Genomic DNA, 19751 nt, shown 5'->3' on the forward strand with positions numbered 1-19751 from the left:
CGGCGGCACGCACCGGACCGGGTGTGCTCGCCGAGCGGGAGGTGCTGCGCGTGCTGGTCGACAAGTCGCTCGAGGAACTCTGGACCTACCGGCCCGAGGTGGCCGAGCCCGCCGACTTCGACGCGTTCTGGAAGCAGCAACGCGACGCCGCGGCCGCCCACCCGCTGGCGGCCCGCTTCGCGCCGGCGCCGGTCGACCTGGTGACCGTCGAGGTCCTGGACGTGACCTTCGCCGGGCACGGGGGCACACCGGTGAAGGGCTGGCTGCTTTTGCCCCGGGACCGGACCGACGCGCTGCCGGCCGTGGTCGAGTACGTCGGCTACGGCGGCGGCCGTGGGTTGCCGCACGAGCGGCTGTTCTGGTCGGCCGCCGGGTTCGCCCACCTGGTGATGGACACGCGCGGGCAAGGCTCGTCGTGGGCGGTCGGTGACACCGCCGACGTCGGTGACACGGGCGCGCCGGCGGCCCCGGGGTTCCTGACGCGCGGGATCGCCGACCCGGCCACGCACTACTTCACGCGGCTGTTCGTCGACGCGGCCCGTGCGGTCGACGCCGTGCGGGCGCATCCGGCCGTCGATTCCGGCCGGGTCGCCGTGCTCGGCGGCAGTCAGGGCGGCGGGCTCGCGCTGGCCGCCGCCCACCTCGCCGAGCAGCCCGCCGCCGTGTCGTCGCAGGTGCCGTTCCTGGCCCACTTCCGGCGCGCCGTGGAGGTGACCGACGCGCTGCCCTACGGCGAGCTGTCGCGTTACTGCCGGACCCACCGCGACCGGGCCGACGAGGTGTTCGCGACGCTGAGCTACCTCGACGTCGTCAACCACGCCAGGCGGGCCCAGGCGCCGGCGCTGTTCAGCGTCGGGCTGGCCGACACGGTGTGTCCGCCGTCGACCGTGTTCGCCGCCTTCCACGCCTACGCGGGCGACAAGGACATTCGCGTCTACCCGTTCAACGAGCACGAAGGTGGCGGTGCCCACCACGTACGCGAGGAGCTGACCTTCCTGCGCGAGGTCCTGACGTGACGTACGCGAGTGCCGGGGTGCTCGCGGCGGCGGCCCGGGTCGCCCGGCGCCTGCGGCAGTACGACCTCACCGAGGCACACCTGCTCGCGGGCGTCCTCGATGGACCGGTGACGGCCGGCCGGCGCGCACTGGAAGCGGTCGGGCTGACCGCGGACGTGGTCGAGCGTGAGCTGGCCGGACGCGCCCCTGCGGCGGGTGCCGGAGGCGAGGCTGGCGCCACCACGCTCGCCGGCATCCGTGAGCTCTTGGCTCGGTCCGAGGGGGTGGCGATCGCCAACGGCTCGGCCGAGGTTCGCGCGGAGGACCTGCTGGTCGCGCTGCTGTGGAACGCCGCCGACACGGCCGGGATCGCGTTCCTGCAGCGACGTGGGATCACCACGGCGGCGTTGCGCGACGCGCTGGTCGCCGAGGGGGTCGCGGTGCCCGACCTGCCGCTGCCCCGGGCGGTCGAGCTCGCGTACGGCCCGGAGGTGTCGGGCCCGGCCGAGCGGTGGGGCGAGGTCTACGGCCACCTCGTGGAGGTGCTCGGCGCCCGCTGGCACTGGAGCTGGAACCTCACCGACGACGGCCGTTTCGTCGTCCAGGCCGAGGAGGACGCTGACCTGCCCGGCCTCCTCGGCGACCTCCTGGGTCCGGGCGCGGTGGACGTCGACGCGTCGCGACGCCACCGGTTGTGGGTCGACGCTCGTGCACCTCACGGCGCTGCCGGCCGCCCGTCGTGAGGACACCGCGCCGCCGGCTCGTCCTCGTCGCCGCCGGTCGAGAGCATGATCACCGGCACGCCGGCCGCCCGGAGGTCCGTGACCGCCCGGTCCAGCCGCGTGTGCCCGATGCCCTGCGCCCAGCGAGATCGGCCCGGCCCCGCACCGGGGGTGGAGGTCAGCCCGCTCCGAGCCGGGCATGGGCTGCCGCGAGCCTCGCCGCGGGCGAGCGCGAGCGGCCCGAACCGCCAGCGAGGTCGTCCGCCCAGCGCAACAACCGCTGGAGGTGGGGATCGACGCCGTCCGCTCGCGCTCGCACGTCGCCGACGAACACGGCGCCGCTGGTGCCGTCGATGGAGACCACGTCACCGGTCCGCAGCACCGTCGGACCGACCGTCACCGTGCCGGCGCCGGCGTCGATCGCGATGCCGGCCGCGCCGACGACAGCGGCCTTGGACAACGACCTCGCCACCACCGCGGCATGACTGGTCAGCCCGCCGGCCGCAGTCAGGACGCCGACCGCCGCGGCGATCCCGGGCATGTCCCGCGGCGACGTCACGGGCCGGACGAGGACCACGGGCCCCGTTCGGGCCAGCCGTATGGCCTCCTCCGAAGTGGTCGCGATCCGCCCGGTTGCGACGCCGGGCGACGCACCCAGCCCGGCCGTCAGCACGCGCTCGCCATCGTGGCTCGCGCGCGCTGCGGCGGCGCTCACCCGGACCTGCTCGGGGGTGATCCGTCGCAGTGCCTCGGTCGTGCCGATGCGCCCCTCGTCCACGAGCTCGACGGCGATCTTGATGGCGGCGCGGGCCGTGGCACCACCGACGCGGACCTGCAGCAGCCAGAGCCGCCCGGACTCGATGGTGAACTCGACGTGCACGAGGTCACGCAGTTCGCGCTCCAGCAGCGCCAAGGCGTCGAGGAGGGTGTCCCAGGCGTCTGGGAGGCGCTCCGCCAGGGCGGACAGTCGGCCGGTGTCGGCCCGGCCGGACACCACGTCCTCGCCCTGGGCGGTGAACAGCACGTCGCCGTAGGGCGCCCGATGGCCGGTCGTGGGGTCGCGGCTGAACGCCACACCCGTCGCGCTGTCGGCGTCCCGGTTGCCGAACACCATCGCCTGCACGACCGCGGCCGTCCCCAGGTCGTGCGGGATGTCCTGGCGCTGCCGGTAGGCGTGTGCCCGCGGCGAATGCCACGAGCCCAACACCGCCGCCACGGCACGCTCCACCTGCTCGACCGGGTCCTCGGGGATCGCGTGGCCGGCCCGGTCGAGCTGTTCCTCGACGGCTCCGAGCAACGCGTCGGGTCGTGTTGCACCCTGCCTCCCGGCGGCGTGCCGTCGCTCAAGGTCCGCGAAGACGGCCTCGTCCACCCCGGCGACGGTGGTGGCGTAGCTGCGCAGGAACCGGAAGCGGGTGTCGACGTGGAACGCCGACGGCGCCGCCTCGAGCGCGGCCTGCACCGGCAGGGCGCCGAGGTTCACGACCGTGTCCATCATCCCCGGCATGGACACCGCTGCCCCCGACCGAACCGCGACGAGCAGCGGTGCCCGTGGATCGCCCAGCCGGCGTCCCGTCACGCGTTCGAGTGCGTGCAGTTGCTCGCGGATCGCCGCGGCCACGTCGCCCGCGAGCGCGCCGTGGCGCAGGAAGTGCCGGCCGACCGGCGTGGTCACGACGAAGGCGGGCGGCACCGGCAGGCCCAGCCGCGCCATCGTGGCGAGCCCCACGGCCTTGTTCCCGAGCACCTCGGCGTCGAGGTCCTCCACGATGGCGTCGGCGAGCGCGACGACCCCTAGGCTTGCGCCGTGTCCTTCGCCCAACCGTCACCGACCGTGTCGACGTCCGGATGATCGAACCACACCCCACCCCGCCCGACCTGCTCGTGCTGCACACGCTGCGCTGCATCGGCTTCGCGTCCGTGCAGCGTGTGGAGGCGGCCCTCGCCGGGCTGACCGATGCGGACGTCGAGGAGGAACTGCTGTCCCTGGCCGCGCAGGGGTTGGTCACCCATGAACGGGGCGAGTTCGGTGGTTGGGGGCTCACCGACGCCGGCAAGGCCGCGGATACCGAACGGATCGGTGACGAACTGGACGTCGCCGGCGGACGCGGCGAGGTCCAGGTGGCCTACGTCGACTTCCTCGACCTCAACCCTCGGGCCCTGGACCTGTGCGGCGCGTGGCAGGTCCGCGGCGTCGACGGCAGCGTCGTCCTGAACGACCACACCGACGCGGAGTACGACAACAGCGTGCTGGCTCGGCTGGCCGACCTGGACGCCGAGGCACAGCACGTCTGTGCGCGCCTCGGGGCCCGACTGCAGCGGTTCTCACGCTACGGCCCACGGCTGGCCAGGGCCCTGGAACGCGCAGGCGCCGGCGACGTCGCCCAGATCACCGACAGCCTCGACTCGTACCACACGGTCTGGTTCCAGCTGCACGAGGATCTGCTCGCGACCCTGGGGATCGCTCGCGACGCCTGACCCGCCGTCGACGCTCAGACGGCGGTGCCGTCCCCGCTCTCCGCCACGATGCGGCCGGCGGTGCGCACGCCCGACCAGCGCTCGAGCTCGGCACGCAGGTCCAGCCGCTCGATGGGGGCGGCGTTCTCGAACTCACCCCAGGCCTCGCGCGGCAGCATCCACATGATCTCGAACTCGTTGCCGTCGGGGTCGATGCCGTAGAGGCTCTTGGTCGCGCCGTGGCTGCTCTCGCCGCTCAGCGCGCCTGCGTCGCCGAGGATCCGCCGGGCGTCGGCGAGTTCCTCGATGGTGTCGACCTGCCAGGCCAGGTGGTACAGCCCGATGCCGCCGCGACGCTTGGGCGGGGCGGCCGGTCCGACCCCGAACAGCCCGAGGTCGTGGTGGTTGCCCGACCGCGGCAGGCGCAGGAAGGCGGCGTTGGCGCGCGGCTCCCGCGCCACGACCTCCATGCCGAACACCTGGGTGTAGAAGCGTTCCGCGCGTTCGAGGTCGGCAACGAACAGCACGGCGTGGTTGAGACGGACCGGCGAGACGGCCATGGTGAGGCTCCAGCGGGAGAGGCGGCCCCCGGGACCGACCGGGGAATGGTTGAAGTGTCCACCTTCTTTGTTGAGATGTCAACCAGTGTCGGTATGCTGCGCGACATGGATCAGGTGCAGTGGCTGGACGAGCACGAGGCGACCGCCTGGCGTGGGCTGCAGTTCATGCAGATGCGCCTGGAAGCCGCGCTCGCCCGACAGCTGTCGGCGGAGTCGTCGCTGTCGCTGCAGGACTTCATGGTGCTCGTCGCGCTGACCGACCATCCCGACGGCCGCCTGCGGGCGTTCGAGCTCGCCAACACGCTCGGGTGGGACAAGACCCGGCTGAGCCACCACCTCAAGCGCATGTCCGCCCGGGATCTGGTCGAGAAGCAGACCTGCCCCACCGACCGCCGCGGCTACTTCGTCGCCGTCACCGTCGACGGGCGCGAGGCGATCCGGAACGCCGCCCCCGGTCACGTCGCCACGGTGCGGCGCCTCTTCCTCGACCTGGTCAGCGACGACGAGTTGGAGACGATCATCCGTGTCACCTCACGGGTGCTCGACCGGCTCTCGGAGGACGCCGACGGTCAGCGGTGACCCGCGCGAGTCACGACGATGGGGACCGCCGGGTGAAGGCGCGGTAACCGAGCAACCAGATCGGCCCCATGACGACGAGGCTGCCGACGACCTGGCCCCAGGCGGGCAGCTCGCCCGGTTCTACGCCGACCGCGCGGAGCCCGGCGAAGCCGACCCAGAGGAACATCCGGGCGGTGAAGACGGCCACCAGGAGGGCGAGGAGACCGGCCCCGATCCGTTGGCCGACGCTCGGTGCCGCTTCGGGGTCGATCCGTGCACCATCCAGAAGGGCCTGGTTGGCGCGCTCCGCCGCGGCGGCATTGGCGTGATCCAGCCACCCGAACCCCAACGCGAAGGGGGCCATCACCACGAGCGCGGCCACGACCAGCGTCCGATCCACCGTCCCCGTGACGACGAGTTGGACGAGGCCGGCAACGAGCGCCGGCACGGTGAGCATGCTGGTCATCAGCCAGAAGCTGACCCGCCGCTGCTGGCGGGCGAGCTCCACAGCAGCGCTCGCCAGGCGCGGATCGTCGACCGCACGCCCGTCCTGCACGATCTCGGCGAGACGATGCCGCTCGAGTTCGCCCAGGTCGGCCAGTCCCGGTTCGTCGTCGTTCATCCTGCGCCGCTCCCGAGCAGGCGGTCGAACCGCGCGAACCAACCTCGATCCGGCCGGTCCCCGGTGTGGTGTCCGGCCGGGCCGACACCGGCCGACTGTCCGCCGAAGGCGTCGCGGAGCCGGCCATCGAAACCCGGCCATACACGGGAAGTGGGCACGCGCGCGCCGCGATCCGGCGGACAGCACGCCCGGCTCCGGACCAGCTGGCGTGGCGCCTTCTCACGCTCACGCAGCGTCACGACGCCCTCCTCGACCCACCGCAGGATGCCCGACCGAGGAGCGTCACCTTCGCTCGCGAACCCGACCGACGGGTCCGCGGCGGTCGACCGCCGCGTAGGGTGCGCCGCGGAGGACCGGGGCCGCGGGGGTCTTTGTTCTCCGGATTCCGGGGAGGAGCCCTGGTGGCCGACGACGAGGGACGCCGGCGGCGGTCTCGCCGACCCACCGCCTCGACGGACGAGATCCGGCGCGTCACCGACCCCGAGGGACGCCGGTGGCTCGTGCGGCACGAGGCGGGTGACGTGATCCTCAACAGCTGGGGGACGCTGCTGCCACCGCCGCTCGACGTGCTGGTCATGGCCCGTGACGCGCGGAGGAATGGATGGTCGGCCATCATGGCCAACTCGTCCGATGGACAGGAACGCCGGGTCGGCCTGGGCACCGGGAGGTCACCGGTCGAAGCCCTCGACGAGGTCGCGGCCGCACTGTCCGAAGGCCGCCCACTCCCCGACCGCCTCGGCTGACGACGCACGGCCCGACGTCCCAGACTCGAGCGACGCGCGCGCCCGAAACCCGGTCATACACGGGAAATGGGCAGGCGCGCTCCGCGATCCGGCGGACAGCACGGCCCGAAACCCGGCCATCCACGGGAAGTGGGGGTTCCACACGAGCGAATCGGTGCCGACAGCCGCCGGCAGCGGTACTCAGTCCCGAGAGAGTTCGGCGGCGATGGCCTGGGCAGCCGCGGCGGGGTCCTCGGCGCGGGTGATCGGGCGGCCGACCACCAGCAGGTCGGCACCGTCCGCCACCGCGGAAGCGGGCGTGGCGGCGCGCGCGTGGTCGTCGTCGCCGGCACCGGCGGGACGGACGCCGGGCGTTACCAGCAACACCTCGCCACCGACGGTGCGACGCACGGCGACCAGGTCTGCCGGCGCGCAGACCAGCCCGGGCGCGCCGCCCTGCACGGCCAGCGCCGCCAGCGTCGGCACCTGCGTCGTCGCCGCGGGCGCGCTGATCGAGGTCAGGTCGTGGTCGGAGATCGAGGTGAGCACCGTCACGGCCAGCACCCGGCCGTGCTCCCCCAACCCGGACACCGCGGCGTGGACCATGTCCTTCCCGCCGCTGGCGTGGACCGTCAGCAGCCCCACCCCGAGGTCGGCGATGCGCCGCGCGGCACGCTCGACGGTCGTGGGGATGTCGTGCAGCTTGACGTCGAGGAACACCGGCCCGTAGCCACGGATGATCTCCACCGCGGCCGGCCCGTGGGCCGCGAACAACTCCAGACCCACCTTGAACCAGCCGACGTGCCCGGACAGCGTCTTGGCCAGGGCTTCGGCCTCGTCCAGGCTCGGTACGTCGAGGGCGACAGCGAGCCGCTCGGTGGGCGTCACGTGGTCACCTTCCCGCGGAGCTCGGCGATGCTCGCGATACCCCGCTGCGCGAGCCAGGTGCGCAGGTCGTTCACCAGCGTCTGGCCGGCGAAGGGGTCGACGAAGTTGGCAGTCCCCACGGCGACGGCCGTCGCACCGGCGCGCGTGAACTCGATCACGTCCGCAACCGTCCGCACCCCACCACACCCGATGATGGGGACCTCGGGCATCGCCTGGTGGACCTGGTGGACGTTTCGGACCGCGACCGGCTTGATCGCCGGACCCGACAGCCCGCCGTAGGTGTTGTGCAGGCGCGGCCGGCCGGTCTCCGGGTCGATGGCCATGCCCAGCAGGGTGTTGATCAGCGTCAGCCCGTCGGCGCCGGCGTCGACGACCGAGCGCGCCACCGCGACGATGTCGGTCACGTCCGAGGTCAGCTTGGCGAAGACCGGGACGTCGGTCTCGCGCGCCACCGCCGCGATCACGGACGCGGACTCGTCCGGCGAGCAGGCGAACACCAGGCCGCGGTGCTCGACGTTCGGGCAGGAGAGGTTCACCTCGATCCCGACCACGCCGGCCTGCCGGCGCAGCCGACGTGCCACCTCGCGGTACTCCTCGACGGTCTTGCCGGCGATGGAGGCGATCACCTTGGCGCCGCGTCCCTGCAGCCAGGGCAGGTCACGGTCGAGCCAGCCGTCGATGCCGGGATTCTGCAACCCGATCGCGTTGAGCATGCCGGACGGCGTCTCCGCCATCCGCGGCGTGGGCAGTCCCTCCCGCGGCTCCAGCGTGATCGACTTGACCACGACCGCACCCAATTCGGTCACGTCGTAGAAGCGGTCGATCTCCACGCCGGAGGCGAAGCAGCCGGACGCGGTCGTGATCGGGTTGTCCAGCGCGATCCCCGCCAGGTCGACGGCGGTGTCGACGTCCGCCTGCGGGATGGCACGTTCGTCGACGACGGCGAGGTCCGCCGGATCGATGCGGCGTACGTCCGGGCTCATGCGTCCCCCCACAGCTCGGCGTCGGTCAGCCGCGCCACCGGCTCAGGCTCCGGCTCCTCGTCCAGCACGTCGGGCTGGGCGGCCCAGCGGGTCTCGTCCCACGCGATGCGGGCACCGTTGAAGACGGGACCGTCGATGCAGCTGCGCTTCATCCGAACCTGCCCGTCCTTGGTCCTCACCGGCATCACGCAGGTGAAGCACACGCCGATGCCGCAGGCCATGTGCTCCTCGACGGCGACCTGGACCGGCAGCTCGAGTTCCTGGCAGCGTTCGGAGACGGCCCGCAGCATCGGGTTCGGACCGCAGGCGTAGACCACGCCGGTGCGGCACTGCCGGGCGACGTCCTCGAGCACGTCGGTGACCCGGCCCCGCTCCCCCAGCGAGCCGTCCTCGGTCGTGAACGTGACGCTGGCGGTGATGCGCTTGGCCTCGATGGCGTTGAGGATCCGGCCCTCGTCGGCGGCGCCCACGATCATGTCCACCCGCAGGCCCTTGCGGACGAGTTCCTCGGCGAGGAAGAACAGCGGTGCGGCGCCGTAGCCACCGCCGATGAGGAGGCACGACACGCGCCGCTGCGGCAGCGGGAACGGCGTGCCGAGCGGCCCGACCACGTCGATGGTGTCGTGCGCGTCGACGGCCGTGAGCCATTCGGTGCCCGGCCCGTGGGCGTCGAACACGACGTCGACCGTGCCGGCGTAGATGCCCTGCCGTGACACCCGCGCGATCGAGAAGGGCCGCCGTAGCAGCGCGCCCTGGCAGGAGACGGCGATGTCGACGAACTGGCCCGGCCGGGCCCGTTCGGCGATCTCGGGCGAGGAGAACGACAGCAGCCAGTAGGCACCCTCGCGCCGCCGCGCCAGCACCTCGCACTGGGCCCGCACCGGGAACTCCGTGCCGGCACGGCCCTGGACCTGTCCTGCCCGTCTCATGCGCTCGTCTCCCCGCTGGTCGCGTCCTCGCGGAACACGGCCTGGTACTCCTGCAGCGAGTGCACCTGGAACCGGCCGCGCCGCACCGCCTGCACGCCGTGGACGGCGGCGAGGATGCCGGACAACGTCGTGATGCACGGCACCCCGTTGGTCACCGCCGCCTGGCGGATGTCGTAACCGTCCCCGCGGGTGCCGGACCCGAACGGCGTGTTCAGCACCAGCCCGATCGCGCCCGACTCGATCCGGTCGAGGATGTCGCGCGAGCCCTCGGACACCTTGCGGACCACGCTCACGGGGATGCCGGCGCGCTCCAAGACGTCGGCGGTCCCGGCGGTCGCGACCACCTCGAAGCCGAGGTCGATCAGGCGCATGACCGGGAACACGATCGCGCGCTTGTCGCGGTTGGCGACCGACACGAAAACCTGCGTGCGGCGCCCGGCCGCGTCAGGCCCGGACTGGTCGTCGCTGGGCGGGAGATCAGGTGCCGGCAGCACCATCGAGCCGGTCCCGGCCTGCGACTTCGCGAACGCGGCCCCGAAGTCGTGGTCGATGCCCATGACCTCGCCGGTCGAGCGCATCTCGGGACCCAGCAGCGCGTCCACGCCCGGGAACCGGTCGAAGGGCAGCACCGCCTCTTTCACCGCCACGTGCCGGGGCCGTGGTCCCTCGACGGCGTCGCGTTCGGGGACGACACCGGCGGCGCGCAGGTCCGCCAGGCTCTCGCCCGCCATCACGCGGGCGGCCGCCTTCGCCAGCGGCACGCCGGTCGCCTTCGACACGAACGGCACCGTGCGCGAGGCCCGCGGGTTGGCCTCGATGCACCACAGCACGTCGTCCTTCAGCGCGTACTGCACGTTCAGCAGCCCGCGGACGTCGAGGCCGCGGGCGATGCCGTCGGTGACCCGCCGGATCTCGGCGACCTGGCCGCGTCCGAGCGTGATCGGGGGCAGCGTGCAGGCCGAGTCGCCCGAGTGCACCCCGGCCTCCTCGATGTGTTCGAGCACGCCGCCGACGAAGGTCTCTTCACCGTCGAAGACCGCGTCGACGTCCACCTCGATGGCGCCCTCGAGGAAGCGGTCGACCAGGATCGGCTGCTCGGGTGACGCCTCGACGGCCTCGCGCAGGTAGGTGCGCAGCCCGTCCTCGTCGTAGACGATCTGCATGGCACGGCCGCCCAGCACGTAGGAGGGCCGGACCAGCACGGGGTAGCCGATGGCGACCGCGATCTCGCGGGCCTCCTCGAACGAGCGCGCGATCCCCCCCGGCGGCATGGCCACGCCGAGGTCGCGCATCAGCGCGCCGAAGCGGCCACGGTCCTCCGCGGCGTCGATGGCGTCGGGGGCGGTGCCCCAGATCGGCACGCCCGCGTCCTGGAGCTGCTGGGCCAGCTTCAGCGGCGTCTGCCCGCCGAGCTGCACCAGCACGCCGACCGGCTGCTCGCGGTGGCAGATCTCGAGCACGTCCTCGAACGTGAGCGGCTCGAAGTACAGCCGGTCGGCGGTGTCGTAGTCGGTCGACACCGTCTCCGGGTTGCAGTTGACCATGATGGTCTCGTACCCGGCGTCCTTGAGGGCGAACACCGCGTGGACGCAGCAGTAGTCGAACTCCACGCCCTGGCCGATCCGGTTGGGCCCGGACCCGAGCACGATCACCTTGTCGCGCGACGACTCGGTGACCTCGTCCTCGTCCTCGTAGGTCGAGTAGTGGTAGGGCGTGTAGGCCTCGAACTCGGCCGCGCAGGTGTCGACCGTCTTGAACACCGGCCGGATCCCGGCCGTGTGACGGCGGGCGCGGACGGCTGCTTCGGTCGTGTCGAGCAGGTGGGCGAGGTGCGCGTCGGAGAACCCGTCGGCCTTCGCCTCGCGCAGCAGCTCATCGGGCAGCGCGGCGAGGTGCTCGTGGGCGCGCAGCTCGCGCCGGCGCTCCACCAGCTGCAGCAGCTGGTCGGTGAACCACGGGTCGAAGCCGGTCAGCTCGCTGACCCGATCGACCGACCAGCCGCGGGTGAGCGCCTCGTCGACGGCGTCGAGGCGGGTCGCGGTCGGGCGACGCAGCAGCGCTTCCAGCTGTGCCTCGTCGACCCCCAGCGACGGTCCGGCGCCGAAGCCGACGCGGCCGTCCTCGAGGCTGCGCAGGGCCTTGTTGAACGACTCCTTGAAGGTCCGGCCGATCGCCATGACCTCGCCGACCGACTTCATCTTGGTGGTCAGCGTGTCGTCGGTGTCGCGGAACTTCTCGAAGGCGAACCGCGGCACCTTGGTGACCACGTAGTCGATGGTGGGCTCGAAGGCGGCCTTGGTCTTGCGGGTGATGTCGTTGGCGATCTCGTCGAGCGTGTAGCCGATGGCCAGCTTCGCCGCGATCTTGGCGATCGGGAAGCCGGTCGCCTTGGACGCCAGCGCGGAGGAGCGCGACACCCGCGGGTTCATCTCGATGACGACCTGGCGGCCGGTCGCGGGGTCGACCGCGAACTGGACGTTGGAGCCGCCCGTCTCCACGCCGATGCGGCGCAGGACCGCGAACGCGGCGTCACGCATCTGCTGGTACTCGGGGTCGGACAGCGTCATGGCCGGCGCGACGGTGATGGAGTCGCCGGTGTGCACGCCCATGGCGTCGAGGTTCTCGATCGAGCACACGATCACGCAGTTGTCGTTGCGGTCGCGCATGACCTCGAGCTCGTACTCCTTCCAGCCGAGCACGGATTCCTCGACGAGCACCTCGTGGACCGGCGAATCGGCCAGACCCTGGCGGATCATGGACCGCAGCTGGTCCTCGTCGTAGGCGATACCGCCACCCTTGCCGCCCAGCGTGAACGACGGCCGCAGCACGACCGGGTAGCCGTACTCGGCCGCCGCCTCGAACGCCTGCGACTCCTCCTTGACGTAGGTGGAACGCGGCGATTCCAGGCCGATCTCGGACATGGCCTCCTTGAACCGCTGGCGATCCTCGGCGGTCTGGATCGCGTCCAGGTCCGCGCCCAGCACCTCGACGCCGTACTCCTCCAGCACGCCGGAGGCGTACAGCTCGACGGCGAGGTTCAGCGCGGTCTGGCCACCCAGGGTCGGCAGCAGCGCGTCGGGGCGCTCCTTCTCGATCACCGCCCGGACGGTGGCGACGGTGAGCGGCTCCACGTAGGTCGCGTCCGCCATGGCCGGGTCGGTCATAATCGTGGCCGGGTTCGAGTTGACCAGCACGACCCGCAAGCCCTCCTCGCGCAGGACCTTGCAGGCCTGCGTGCCCGAGTAGTCGAACTCGCTGGCCTGCCCGATGACGATCGGTCCGGAGCCCAGCACCAGGACGCTGGCGATGTCGTCACGCCGTGGCACCGCGAACCTCCAGGATCATGCGGGCGAACCGCTCGAACAGGTAGCGCGCGTCGGTCGGGCCGGGCGCGGCCTCGGGGTGGTACTGGACGCTGAACGCCGGCACGTCGAGGGCGGTCAGGCCCTCGACGACGTCGTCGTTGAGGTTGAGATGGCTGACCTCGACGCGGCCGTGGTCGCGGGTCGCGAACGTGTGCGCGTCGGTCTGCTCGCCCAGCGTGGAGGCCCGCACCGCGAACCCGTGGTTGTGGCTGGTGATCTCCACGACCCCGTCGGCACGGCGCAGCACCGGCTGGTTCACGCCGTGGTGGCCGAAGTCGAGCTTGTAGGTCTGCGCCCCCAGCGCGTGGCCGAGCAGTTGCGAGCCGAGGCAGATCCCGAACGTCGGCACCTGCCCCAGCAACTCGGCCGTGGTCGCGATGCCCTGCGTGACCGTGGCGGGGTCGCCCGGCCCGTTGGAGAGGAACAGCCCGTCCGGGTCGCGTTCCCGGACCTGGTCCGGCGTCGCCGAGGCCGGCAGGACGTGCACCTCGGCGCCCTGCTCGCGCAGGAACCGGCCGATCGAGCGCTTCATGCCGAAGTCGAGCGCCACGACCCGGAAGCGGCGTTCACCGACCGGGTCGAGCACGTACGGCTCGGGCGTGGTGACCTCGCTGGCCAGCTCCGCGCCCTCCATGCCCGGGCTCCGCCGCACCTGCTCGAGCAGCACGTCGACGTCGAGGTGCTCCGTGGACAGCCCGGCGCGCATCGCGCCCTTGTCGCGCAGCAGGCGGGTGAGGCGGCGGGTGTCGATGCCCTCGATGCCGACGACTCCGGCCTCGGCGAGGGCGCTGCGCAGGTCGCGTTGCGAGCGCCAGTTCGACGGGCGCCGGGCGGCCTCGCGGACGACGAAGCCGGCCACCTGGATGCGCCCGGACTCCATGTCCTGGTCGTTGAGGCCGTAGTTGCCGACGTGCGGGGCCGTCATCGCCACGATCTGGCGCCGGTACGACGGGTCGGTCAGCACCTCCTGGTAGCCGGCCATGCCCGTGTTGAACACCGCCTCGCCGAAGACGGTGCCGGGCGCACCGATCGAGCGGCCGCGGAACGCGCTGCCGTCCTCCAGGACCAGCAGCGCCGGTGCGGCGTGGCGGGGCGGTAGCGGCCAGGTGGCTGCGGATGCACCTACCGTCACGCCTGCACCTTCCCGTCGAGCAGCGTGAAACGGCCCCGCAGCAGCGTGTGCACGGGTCGGCCCACCAGCTCGGCGCCGTGGAACGGGGTGTTGCGGGCCTTCGAGTGCAACGCGCGGCCGTCGACGCTCCACCGCACGTCCGGGTCGAGGACCGCGAGGTTGGCGTCCGCGCCGGGGCTGATCGCGCCGCCGTGGGCGCCGACCGAGCGGACCGCCGCCGGCCCCGTGGTCAGCCGCGCGATCGCGGTCAGCGGGTCGAGCAGGCCGCTGCGCACCAGCTCGGTGTTGACGACCGCGAACGCCGTCTCCAGACCGAGCATCCCGCAGGGGGCGTGCTCCCACTCCTGGTCCTTGAGCTCCGGCGCGTGCGGGGCGTGGTCGGTGGCGACGCAGTCGATCGTCCCGTCGGTCAGCGCCGCCCGCAGCGCCTGTACGTCGGCCTCCGTGCGCAGCGGCGGGTTGACCTTCAGGGCCGGGTCGTAGCTGCTGATGAGGTGGTCCTGCAGGCTGAGGTGGTGCGGCGTGACCTCGGCGGTGACCCGCACGCCGCGGGCCTTGGCGGCGCGGATGAGTTCCACCGCGCCGGCGGTGGAGACGTGCGGGACGTGCAGGCGCGCGTCGAGGCCGGCGGCGAGGATCAGATCGCGGGCGATCATGATCTCCTCGGCCTCGTGCGGCCAGCCCGGCAGTCCGAGCACCGACGACGCCTCGCCCTCGTTCATCTGCGCGCCGGCGGTCAGGTCGGGGTCCTCGGCGTGGTTGCAGATGACCGCGTCGAAGGCGCTGGCGTACTGCAGCGCGCGGCGCATGACCAGGCTGTCGGCGACCGGCTTGCCGTCGTCGGAGAAGAAGTCGACCTGTGCGGCGGAGTCGCGCAGTTCGCCGAACTCGGCCAGTTCCTCGCCCTTCAGCGCCTTGGTGATGGCACCGACCGGGAACACGTCGACGAGGCCGACCTCGTTGCCGCGCCGCCAGACCGTCTCCGCCACGGCCGCGGCGTCGCAGACCGGGTCGGTGTTGGCCATCGGGCACAGCGCCGTGTAGCCGCCGGCGGCACCGGCGGCCGAGCCGCTGGCGATGTCCTCGGCGTCCTCGAAGCCGGGCTCGCGCAGGTGGGTGTGCAGGTCGACGAACCCGGGCGTGACCCACAGCCCGTCGCAGTCGACGACCTCGCCGGCGTCGGTCGACAGGCCCTCGCCGACCTCGACGACCGCGCCGTCGCGGATCAGCACGTCGAGGTGTGCGTCGGTGCCCGAGGCGGGGTCGAGCAGACGGCCGCCGCGGAGCAGGATGGTGGTGTCGGTCATGCGTTCACCTCGGCGCCCTCGGCGTCCCCGGACAGCAGCAGGTACAGGCAGGCCATGCGGATCGCGATCCCGTTGGTGACCTGTTCGACGATGACCGCCCGCTCGGAGTCGGCCACGTCGGCGGTGATCTCCACCCCGCGGTTCATCGGCCCGGGGTGCATCACGATGGCGTGGTCGGGCAGCTTCTCCAGCCGGGCCGTGTCGACGCCCCACACGCGGGCGTACTCGCGGGAGGTCGGGAAGAACGCCCGGTGCATGCGCTCGCGCTGGACACGCAGCAGGTAGACGACGTCCGCGTCGGGCAGCACCGCATCGAGGTCGCGGCTGACCTCCACACCCCAGTGTTCGACCGAGGGCGGCAGCAGCGTGGGCGGCGAGACCAGCGTCACCCGCGCGCCGAGCAGCTTCAGCGCCTGCACCTCGCTGCGGGCGACTCGCGAGTGCAGCACGTCACCGACGATGACCACGTGCCGGCCGGCGAGGTCGCCGAGGTGGCGGCGCATCGTGAACACGTCCAGCAGCGCCTGGGTCGGGTGCTGGTGCCAACCGTCGCCGGCGTTGAGGATCGGGACCTCGAGGTAGCGCGACAACTGCAGCGGTGCGCCCGAGGACCCGGATCGGATGACGACGCAGTCGACGCCCATCGCGTCCAGCGTCAGGGCCGTGTCCTTGAACGACTCGCCCTTGGACACCGAGCTGCCCTTGGCAGAGAAGTTGATGACCTCCGCGGACAGGCGCTTGGCGGCGATGTCGAAGCTGATGCGGGTGCGGGTGGAGTCCTCGAGGAAGAGGTTGCAGACCACCTTGCCGCGCAGGGTCGGCACGCTGTTGCGGCGCCGTTCGGCGATCGGCAGCAACTGTTCGGCGGTGTCGAGGATGCCGACGACCTGGGCGGGGCCGAGGTCCTCGATCGAGATCAGGTTGGCGAGCGGCTTCATGCGTCCACGACCTCCTCGGACACGACCTCGTCGCGCCCGTCGACCTCCTCGACCAGCACGCGGATGCGGTCGTCGGCCGCGGTGGGGAGGTTCTTGCCGACGTGGTCGGCGCGGATCGGCAGCTCGCGGTGGCCGCGGTCGACCAGCGCGACCAGCCGGATGCGGGCGGGGCGGCCGAGCTCCAGCACCGCCTCCATCGCGGCACGGATCGTGCGGCCGGTGTAGAGGACGTCGTCGACCAGCACGACCGTGCGCCCGTCGACGGAGACCGGCACGCGCGTCTCGCCCAGCGGCAGCGGGCCGCGGCGGGTCAGGTCGTCGCGGTAGAGCGTGACGTCCAGGGCGCCGGCGGGGACCTCGGTGCCCTCGATGTCGTGGATGAGGGCGGCGAGGCGCTTGGCGAGCGGGACGCCGCGGGTCTGGATGCCGACCAGCACCAGGTCGTCGGCGCCGTGGTTGGCCTCGAGCAGCTCGTGGGCGAGACGCTTCAGCGCCCGCGAGACCTCGTCAGCCGTCAACAGCCGGGTCACGCCGCCGTCGCGAGGCGGGGACGCGCGCCCGGGATGTGGGCGCAGGCGGACAGGGAACGCACCTTGGAGCTCCTTCCCGGCCTCACGGGACCGGTCGTTAAAGGAAGCGCGCCGCGCGGGTGAGCCACGTGCGGCCGCGGGGGTTCGCCGAGCGACGGTAGCAGGGCCGACCGCTCCCGCCGAACGAGGCGCCCCCGCACGTTGCCGCCAGGTCAGTCCGACTCGCCGATAGCGTGCAGCCAGAAGCGGCGCCGCCCATCGGCCCGTGACGGTGGCTAGTGTCGAGCTCGCTCCCGGCGCCTGCGGGGTTCTCGGCGCCGGGGGCTGGTGAGCGGGCTGCTGGCGTTCGGGGTGTCCGTTGCGAGTGGAGTCGTCGTCACGTGGCTGGCGGCGTTTCTCCGTCGCCTTCATGGGGGTCGTCGCGGCCTTCGTGGTGTCCACCTTCGCCTTCGCGGGCGTTCACTGGCTCACGCGTCTGACCGGCGTGCTGCTGCTCGCCGGTCAGCTGCCGCTCGCGATCACGCGCTTCAGCTACACGGAGATCACCGACGAAGGCCTCGACCTGAACGTCCGCGTCCGCAGGCGGTCGATCCCGTGGTCGAGAATCGCGGCGATCGAGCTCGGCGGCCCCACTGGTCGCGCGCCGCGCATCGAGCTGACCGACGGCTCGAAGGTTCAGAGCGTGGCACTCGGCGGACTCGTCGCGGGGCCAACGGCCGACGCGGCCGTGCTCGACCGGCTGGAGCGGGCCGCCGCGGAGCACGCGTTCAACCTGCGCCCGCACCGGTAGCTCACGACCGCCGAGTCCGGCTGCGGGGTGGAGTTGCTTCCTGCACTGGATCGGTTCAGTCGACGGGTTCGGAAGGAAGCAACCCGGGCGCCGACCCCGCACGCGGGCCTAGACGGTGGTGAGCCAGGACAGCGCGGCGTTGCGGCCCTTGTCGGCCAGGGCGGCACGGTCCTGGGCGTCGAGGTCGAAGTCCAGCGACGGGTAGCCGGTGGTGTCGACGAACACGGTGCGCGCCAGCACCGACGGGTCGTCGAGGTGGCGCTGGTCCCAGGCGGTCACGGCAGTGCCCATGAGCGCGCGCAGGTAGCTGACCGGTCCCGTCACCGGCTGCACGATGTCGCCGACGCCGTCGGGCCGGGCGGTCAGCTTGACGCCGATGGTCGGGAAGCGTGCCGGCTGCCCGTCGCGACGGTCGAAGACGTCGACCGGGAAGTTCGACAGCAGTCCCCCGTCCACCAGCACGGCCGGGTGCTCACGGTCGCGGAACGGCAGTCGGACCGGCTCGAACACCAGCGGGATCGCCGCGGAGGCCGCCACTGCCTCCACCACCGGCTGGGCGTCGGGGTCCAGGCCGTAGTCGGCATAGTCCCACGGCAGCAGCACCTGCCGGGCGCGGGTGACGTCCGCCGCCGTCACCACCAGCCGGTACTGGTGCCGGCCGGTGACGTCGTCGCCGGGCACCTCACGGCGTAGGTCGCCGAAGGTGCGCACCCCGAGTGCCGCCAACTGCTCGGCCAGCCACGCCTTCATCGGCCGGTGGTCGTGCAGGCCCAGCTCGAGCAGCACCGACAGCCCGCGCAGCCCCTGCCCGATGCGGCCCAGCTGGTCCAGCGGGCCGGCGGGCACCAGTCGGCGCAGGTCCAGGTCGCGAGCCAGCCGGTCCAGTTCCGTGGGCGCCATCCCGGCGGCCAACAGCGCCGCGACGATGGCGCCCGCCGACGTGCCGGCCACGCGTTCGAAGCGCACGCCTGCCTCGGCGAGCCCGGCGACGGCGCCGGCGAGGGCGACCCCGCGCGCGCCGCCACCTTCCAGCACCAGGTCGGCCTGCATCCTCGCCTCCCCCGTCGGCGACGGGGTAGACCTTAACCCTCGGCTGGGACGTCCTCGCCGGCCACGTGGCGGCGTACGGACTCCAGCACGCCGTTGACGTAGCGGCCGGAGTCCTCGGTCGACAGCGACTTGGCGAGCTCCACGGCCTCGTTGATCACCACGGCGGGGCTGGTCTCCTCGTGGGTCAGCTCGTAGGTGGCCACGCGCAGCACCGTGCGGTCGACGACCGGCATGCGCCGGATCGACCACCGCCGTGCGTAGCGCTCGATGAGCTGGTCGATCTCGGCCCGGTGCTCGCTGACCCCCAGCACCAGCCGTCGCGTGAACGCGTCGATCGGGGCGACGCGGGGGCGCTGGTCGTCCAGCGTCGTGCCAGCTGAGGCGTCCGCCTCGGCCTGACGGCGCAGTACCTCGGCGGTTGCCTGTTCGTCCCCGAGGTCATCGAGGTCGTCGAGCATCGCCAGCGCCGACGGGTCGTTGGCGACCAGGTCGAGCGTGGCCACCGGATCGGCGCCGCGCAGGTCGGCCTGGAACAGGATCTTCAGGGCCCGTTCACGGGCTCGACGCGGGTCGCGGGTGTCGCGGCGGCGCGTGGGGTTGCGCGGGCCGGACGGGGCAGGGTCCGCCATCAGGCGCGGGAGATGTACGCGCCGGTGCGCGTGTCGACCTTGACTTTCTCGCCCTGCTCGATGAACAGCGGGACCTGGATCTCCTTGCCCGTCTCCAGGGTGGCCGGCTTGGTCGCGCTGGTGGCGGTGTTGCCCGCGACCCCCGGCTCCGTGTAGGTGATCTCCAGCACCTTCGACGCCGGCAGCTCGACCCCGACGATCCGGCCCTGGTAGGTCTGGATCTGCAGCTCGTCGCCCTCGACGAGGAAGTCGGCGGCGTCGCCGATGGCGGGCGCGGGCGCGTTCTGCTGGTCGTAGGTCTCGTTGTTCATCAGGACGTAGTCGTCGCCCTCGCGGTACAGGAACTGCACCGTGGAGCGCTCGACGATGGCCTGCTCGACGTCCTCCCCGGCACGGAAGGTCTTCTCCACCACCTTGCCGGTCTCCACTTCCTTGAGCTTCGTGCGCACGACGGCGCCACCCTTGCCGGGCTTGTGGTGGTTCCAGTCGACGATCTGCTGCAACTTGCCGTCGATCAGGAGGGTCATGCCGTTCTTGAGGTTGTTGGTCGAGACCACGATGGGACCTCACACGG

Annotated in this window: 20 protein-coding genes; 6 read left to right on the forward strand and 14 right to left on the reverse strand. The window is 72.4% G+C overall.

Annotation, left to right across the window (positions count from 1 at the left end; genetic code table 11):
• Nucleotides 1-23: 23 nt before the first annotated feature.
• Nucleotides 24-1016 carry an acetylxylan esterase gene (locus ACERM0_RS02900; protein ID WP_373677016.1) on the forward strand — a complete coding sequence of 331 codons (993 nt, stop codon included), beginning with the start codon at nucleotides 24-26 and terminating at the stop codon, nucleotides 1014-1016.
• Nucleotides 1013-1738: a Clp protease N-terminal domain-containing protein gene (locus tag ACERM0_RS02905; protein WP_373677017.1), complete on the forward strand. Its 726-nt coding sequence runs from the start codon at nucleotides 1013-1015 to the stop codon at nucleotides 1736-1738. Before ACERM0_RS02900 ends, ACERM0_RS02905 begins: the two co-directional genes overlap by 4 nt.
• Before the next feature lie 157 nt (nucleotides 1739-1895).
• Here ACERM0_RS02905 and ACERM0_RS02910 read toward each other — a convergent pair whose 3' ends face one another.
• Nucleotides 1896-3485 (reverse strand): pyruvate, phosphate dikinase, encoded by a 1590-nt coding sequence (locus ACERM0_RS02910; protein ID WP_373677018.1) that lies wholly within the window; start codon nucleotides 3483-3485, stop codon nucleotides 1896-1898.
• 80 nt (nucleotides 3486-3565) lie between these two features.
• Between ACERM0_RS02910 and ACERM0_RS02915 the strand changes: the two genes are divergently transcribed.
• A complete protein-coding gene (locus ACERM0_RS02915) occupies nucleotides 3566-4195 on the forward strand; it encodes a transcriptional regulator (protein WP_373677019.1) in 630 nt (209 codons plus the stop codon).
• Nucleotides 4196-4209: 14 nt separating this feature from the next.
• Here ACERM0_RS02915 and ACERM0_RS02920 read toward each other — a convergent pair whose 3' ends face one another.
• The gene (locus ACERM0_RS02920) at nucleotides 4210-4734 is read right to left on the reverse strand and encodes a VOC family protein (protein ID WP_373677020.1); all 525 of its coding nucleotides are present in this window, start codon (nucleotides 4732-4734) and stop codon (nucleotides 4210-4212) included.
• Nucleotides 4735-4839: 105 nt separating this feature from the next.
• Here ACERM0_RS02920 and ACERM0_RS02925 point away from each other — a divergent pair, with 105 nt between their 5' ends.
• Nucleotides 4840-5313, forward strand: a complete 474-nt coding sequence (locus tag ACERM0_RS02925; RefSeq protein ID WP_373677021.1) for a MarR family winged helix-turn-helix transcriptional regulator — start codon at nucleotides 4840-4842, stop codon at nucleotides 5311-5313.
• A 10-nt stretch (nucleotides 5314-5323) separates the two neighbouring features.
• Here ACERM0_RS02925 and ACERM0_RS02930 read toward each other — a convergent pair whose 3' ends face one another.
• Nucleotides 5324-5914 carry a hypothetical protein gene (locus ACERM0_RS02930; protein ID WP_373677022.1) on the reverse strand — a complete coding sequence of 197 codons (591 nt, stop codon included), beginning with the start codon at nucleotides 5912-5914 and terminating at the stop codon, nucleotides 5324-5326.
• 401 nt (nucleotides 5915-6315) lie between these two features.
• Here ACERM0_RS02930 and ACERM0_RS02935 point away from each other — a divergent pair, with 401 nt between their 5' ends.
• A complete protein-coding gene (locus ACERM0_RS02935) occupies nucleotides 6316-6657 on the forward strand; it encodes a hypothetical protein (protein WP_373677023.1) in 342 nt (113 codons plus the stop codon).
• 180 nt (nucleotides 6658-6837) lie between these two features.
• Here the strand turns inward: ACERM0_RS02935 and pyrF are convergent, their stop codons facing one another.
• From pyrF to pyrR, 8 genes are read right to left on the reverse strand one after another with little or no spacing between them, the layout of a single operon-like run.
• Nucleotides 6838-7524: an orotidine-5'-phosphate decarboxylase gene (pyrF, locus tag ACERM0_RS02940; protein ID WP_373677024.1), complete on the reverse strand. Its 687-nt coding sequence runs from the start codon at nucleotides 7522-7524 to the stop codon at nucleotides 6838-6840.
• Nucleotides 7521-8507 carry a dihydroorotate dehydrogenase gene (locus ACERM0_RS02945; protein WP_373677025.1) on the reverse strand — a complete coding sequence of 329 codons (987 nt, stop codon included), beginning with the start codon at nucleotides 8505-8507 and terminating at the stop codon, nucleotides 7521-7523. Before ACERM0_RS02945 ends, pyrF begins: the two co-directional genes overlap by 4 nt.
• Nucleotides 8504-9436 (reverse strand): dihydroorotate dehydrogenase electron transfer subunit, encoded by a 933-nt coding sequence (locus tag ACERM0_RS02950; protein ID WP_373677026.1) that lies wholly within the window; start codon nucleotides 9434-9436, stop codon nucleotides 8504-8506. The genes ACERM0_RS02945 and ACERM0_RS02950 overlap by 4 nt, the downstream gene beginning before the upstream one ends.
• The gene (carB, locus tag ACERM0_RS02955) at nucleotides 9433-12762 is read right to left on the reverse strand and encodes a carbamoyl-phosphate synthase large subunit (protein WP_373677027.1); all 3330 of its coding nucleotides are present in this window, start codon (nucleotides 12760-12762) and stop codon (nucleotides 9433-9435) included. The genes ACERM0_RS02950 and carB overlap by 4 nt, the downstream gene beginning before the upstream one ends.
• Complete coding sequence (carA, locus tag ACERM0_RS02960) at nucleotides 12749-13933, reverse strand: glutamine-hydrolyzing carbamoyl-phosphate synthase small subunit (protein ID WP_373677028.1); 1185 nt, start codon at nucleotides 13931-13933, stop codon at nucleotides 12749-12751. Before carA ends, carB begins: the two co-directional genes overlap by 14 nt.
• Nucleotides 13930-15240 carry a dihydroorotase gene (locus ACERM0_RS02965; RefSeq protein ID WP_373677029.1) on the reverse strand — a complete coding sequence of 437 codons (1311 nt, stop codon included), beginning with the start codon at nucleotides 15238-15240 and terminating at the stop codon, nucleotides 13930-13932. Before ACERM0_RS02965 ends, carA begins: the two co-directional genes overlap by 4 nt.
• On the reverse strand, nucleotides 15237-16178 hold the full coding sequence (locus ACERM0_RS02970) for an aspartate carbamoyltransferase catalytic subunit (protein ID WP_373677030.1): 942 nt from the start codon (nucleotides 16176-16178) through the stop codon (nucleotides 15237-15239). The genes ACERM0_RS02965 and ACERM0_RS02970 overlap by 4 nt, the downstream gene beginning before the upstream one ends.
• Nucleotides 16175-16753 (reverse strand): bifunctional pyr operon transcriptional regulator/uracil phosphoribosyltransferase PyrR, encoded by a 579-nt coding sequence (gene pyrR, locus ACERM0_RS02975; RefSeq protein ID WP_373677470.1) that lies wholly within the window; start codon nucleotides 16751-16753, stop codon nucleotides 16175-16177. Before pyrR ends, ACERM0_RS02970 begins: the two co-directional genes overlap by 4 nt.
• Before the next feature lie 439 nt (nucleotides 16754-17192).
• On the opposite strand from pyrR, the gene ACERM0_RS02980 reads away from it, so the two are divergent.
• Nucleotides 17193-17498 carry a PH domain-containing protein gene (locus ACERM0_RS02980; protein ID WP_373677031.1) on the forward strand — a complete coding sequence of 102 codons (306 nt, stop codon included), beginning with the start codon at nucleotides 17193-17195 and terminating at the stop codon, nucleotides 17496-17498.
• 108 nt (nucleotides 17499-17606) lie between these two features.
• On the opposite strand, the gene ACERM0_RS02985 is transcribed toward ACERM0_RS02980, so the two are convergent.
• The 3 genes from ACERM0_RS02985 to efp are packed head-to-tail and all read right to left on the reverse strand — an operon-like array spanning nucleotide 17607 to nucleotide 19734.
• Entirely contained in the window at nucleotides 17607-18548 is a 942-nt protein-coding gene (locus ACERM0_RS02985) for a patatin-like phospholipase family protein (protein ID WP_373677032.1), read from the reverse strand.
• Nucleotides 18549-18580: 32 nt separating this feature from the next.
• On the reverse strand, nucleotides 18581-19177 hold the full coding sequence (gene nusB / locus ACERM0_RS02990; protein ID WP_373677033.1) for a transcription antitermination factor NusB: 597 nt from the start codon (nucleotides 19175-19177) through the stop codon (nucleotides 18581-18583).
• A complete protein-coding gene (gene efp, locus ACERM0_RS02995) occupies nucleotides 19177-19734 on the reverse strand; it encodes an elongation factor P (RefSeq protein ID WP_373677034.1) in 558 nt (185 codons plus the stop codon). The genes nusB and efp overlap by 1 nt, the downstream gene beginning before the upstream one ends.
• Nucleotides 19735-19751: the final 17 nt, after the last annotated feature.

Origin of the sequence: Egicoccus sp. AB-alg2 (assembly GCF_041821065.1) — a bacterium.
In the GTDB taxonomy this organism is placed as follows: domain Bacteria; phylum Actinomycetota; class Nitriliruptoria; order Nitriliruptorales; family Nitriliruptoraceae; genus Egicoccus.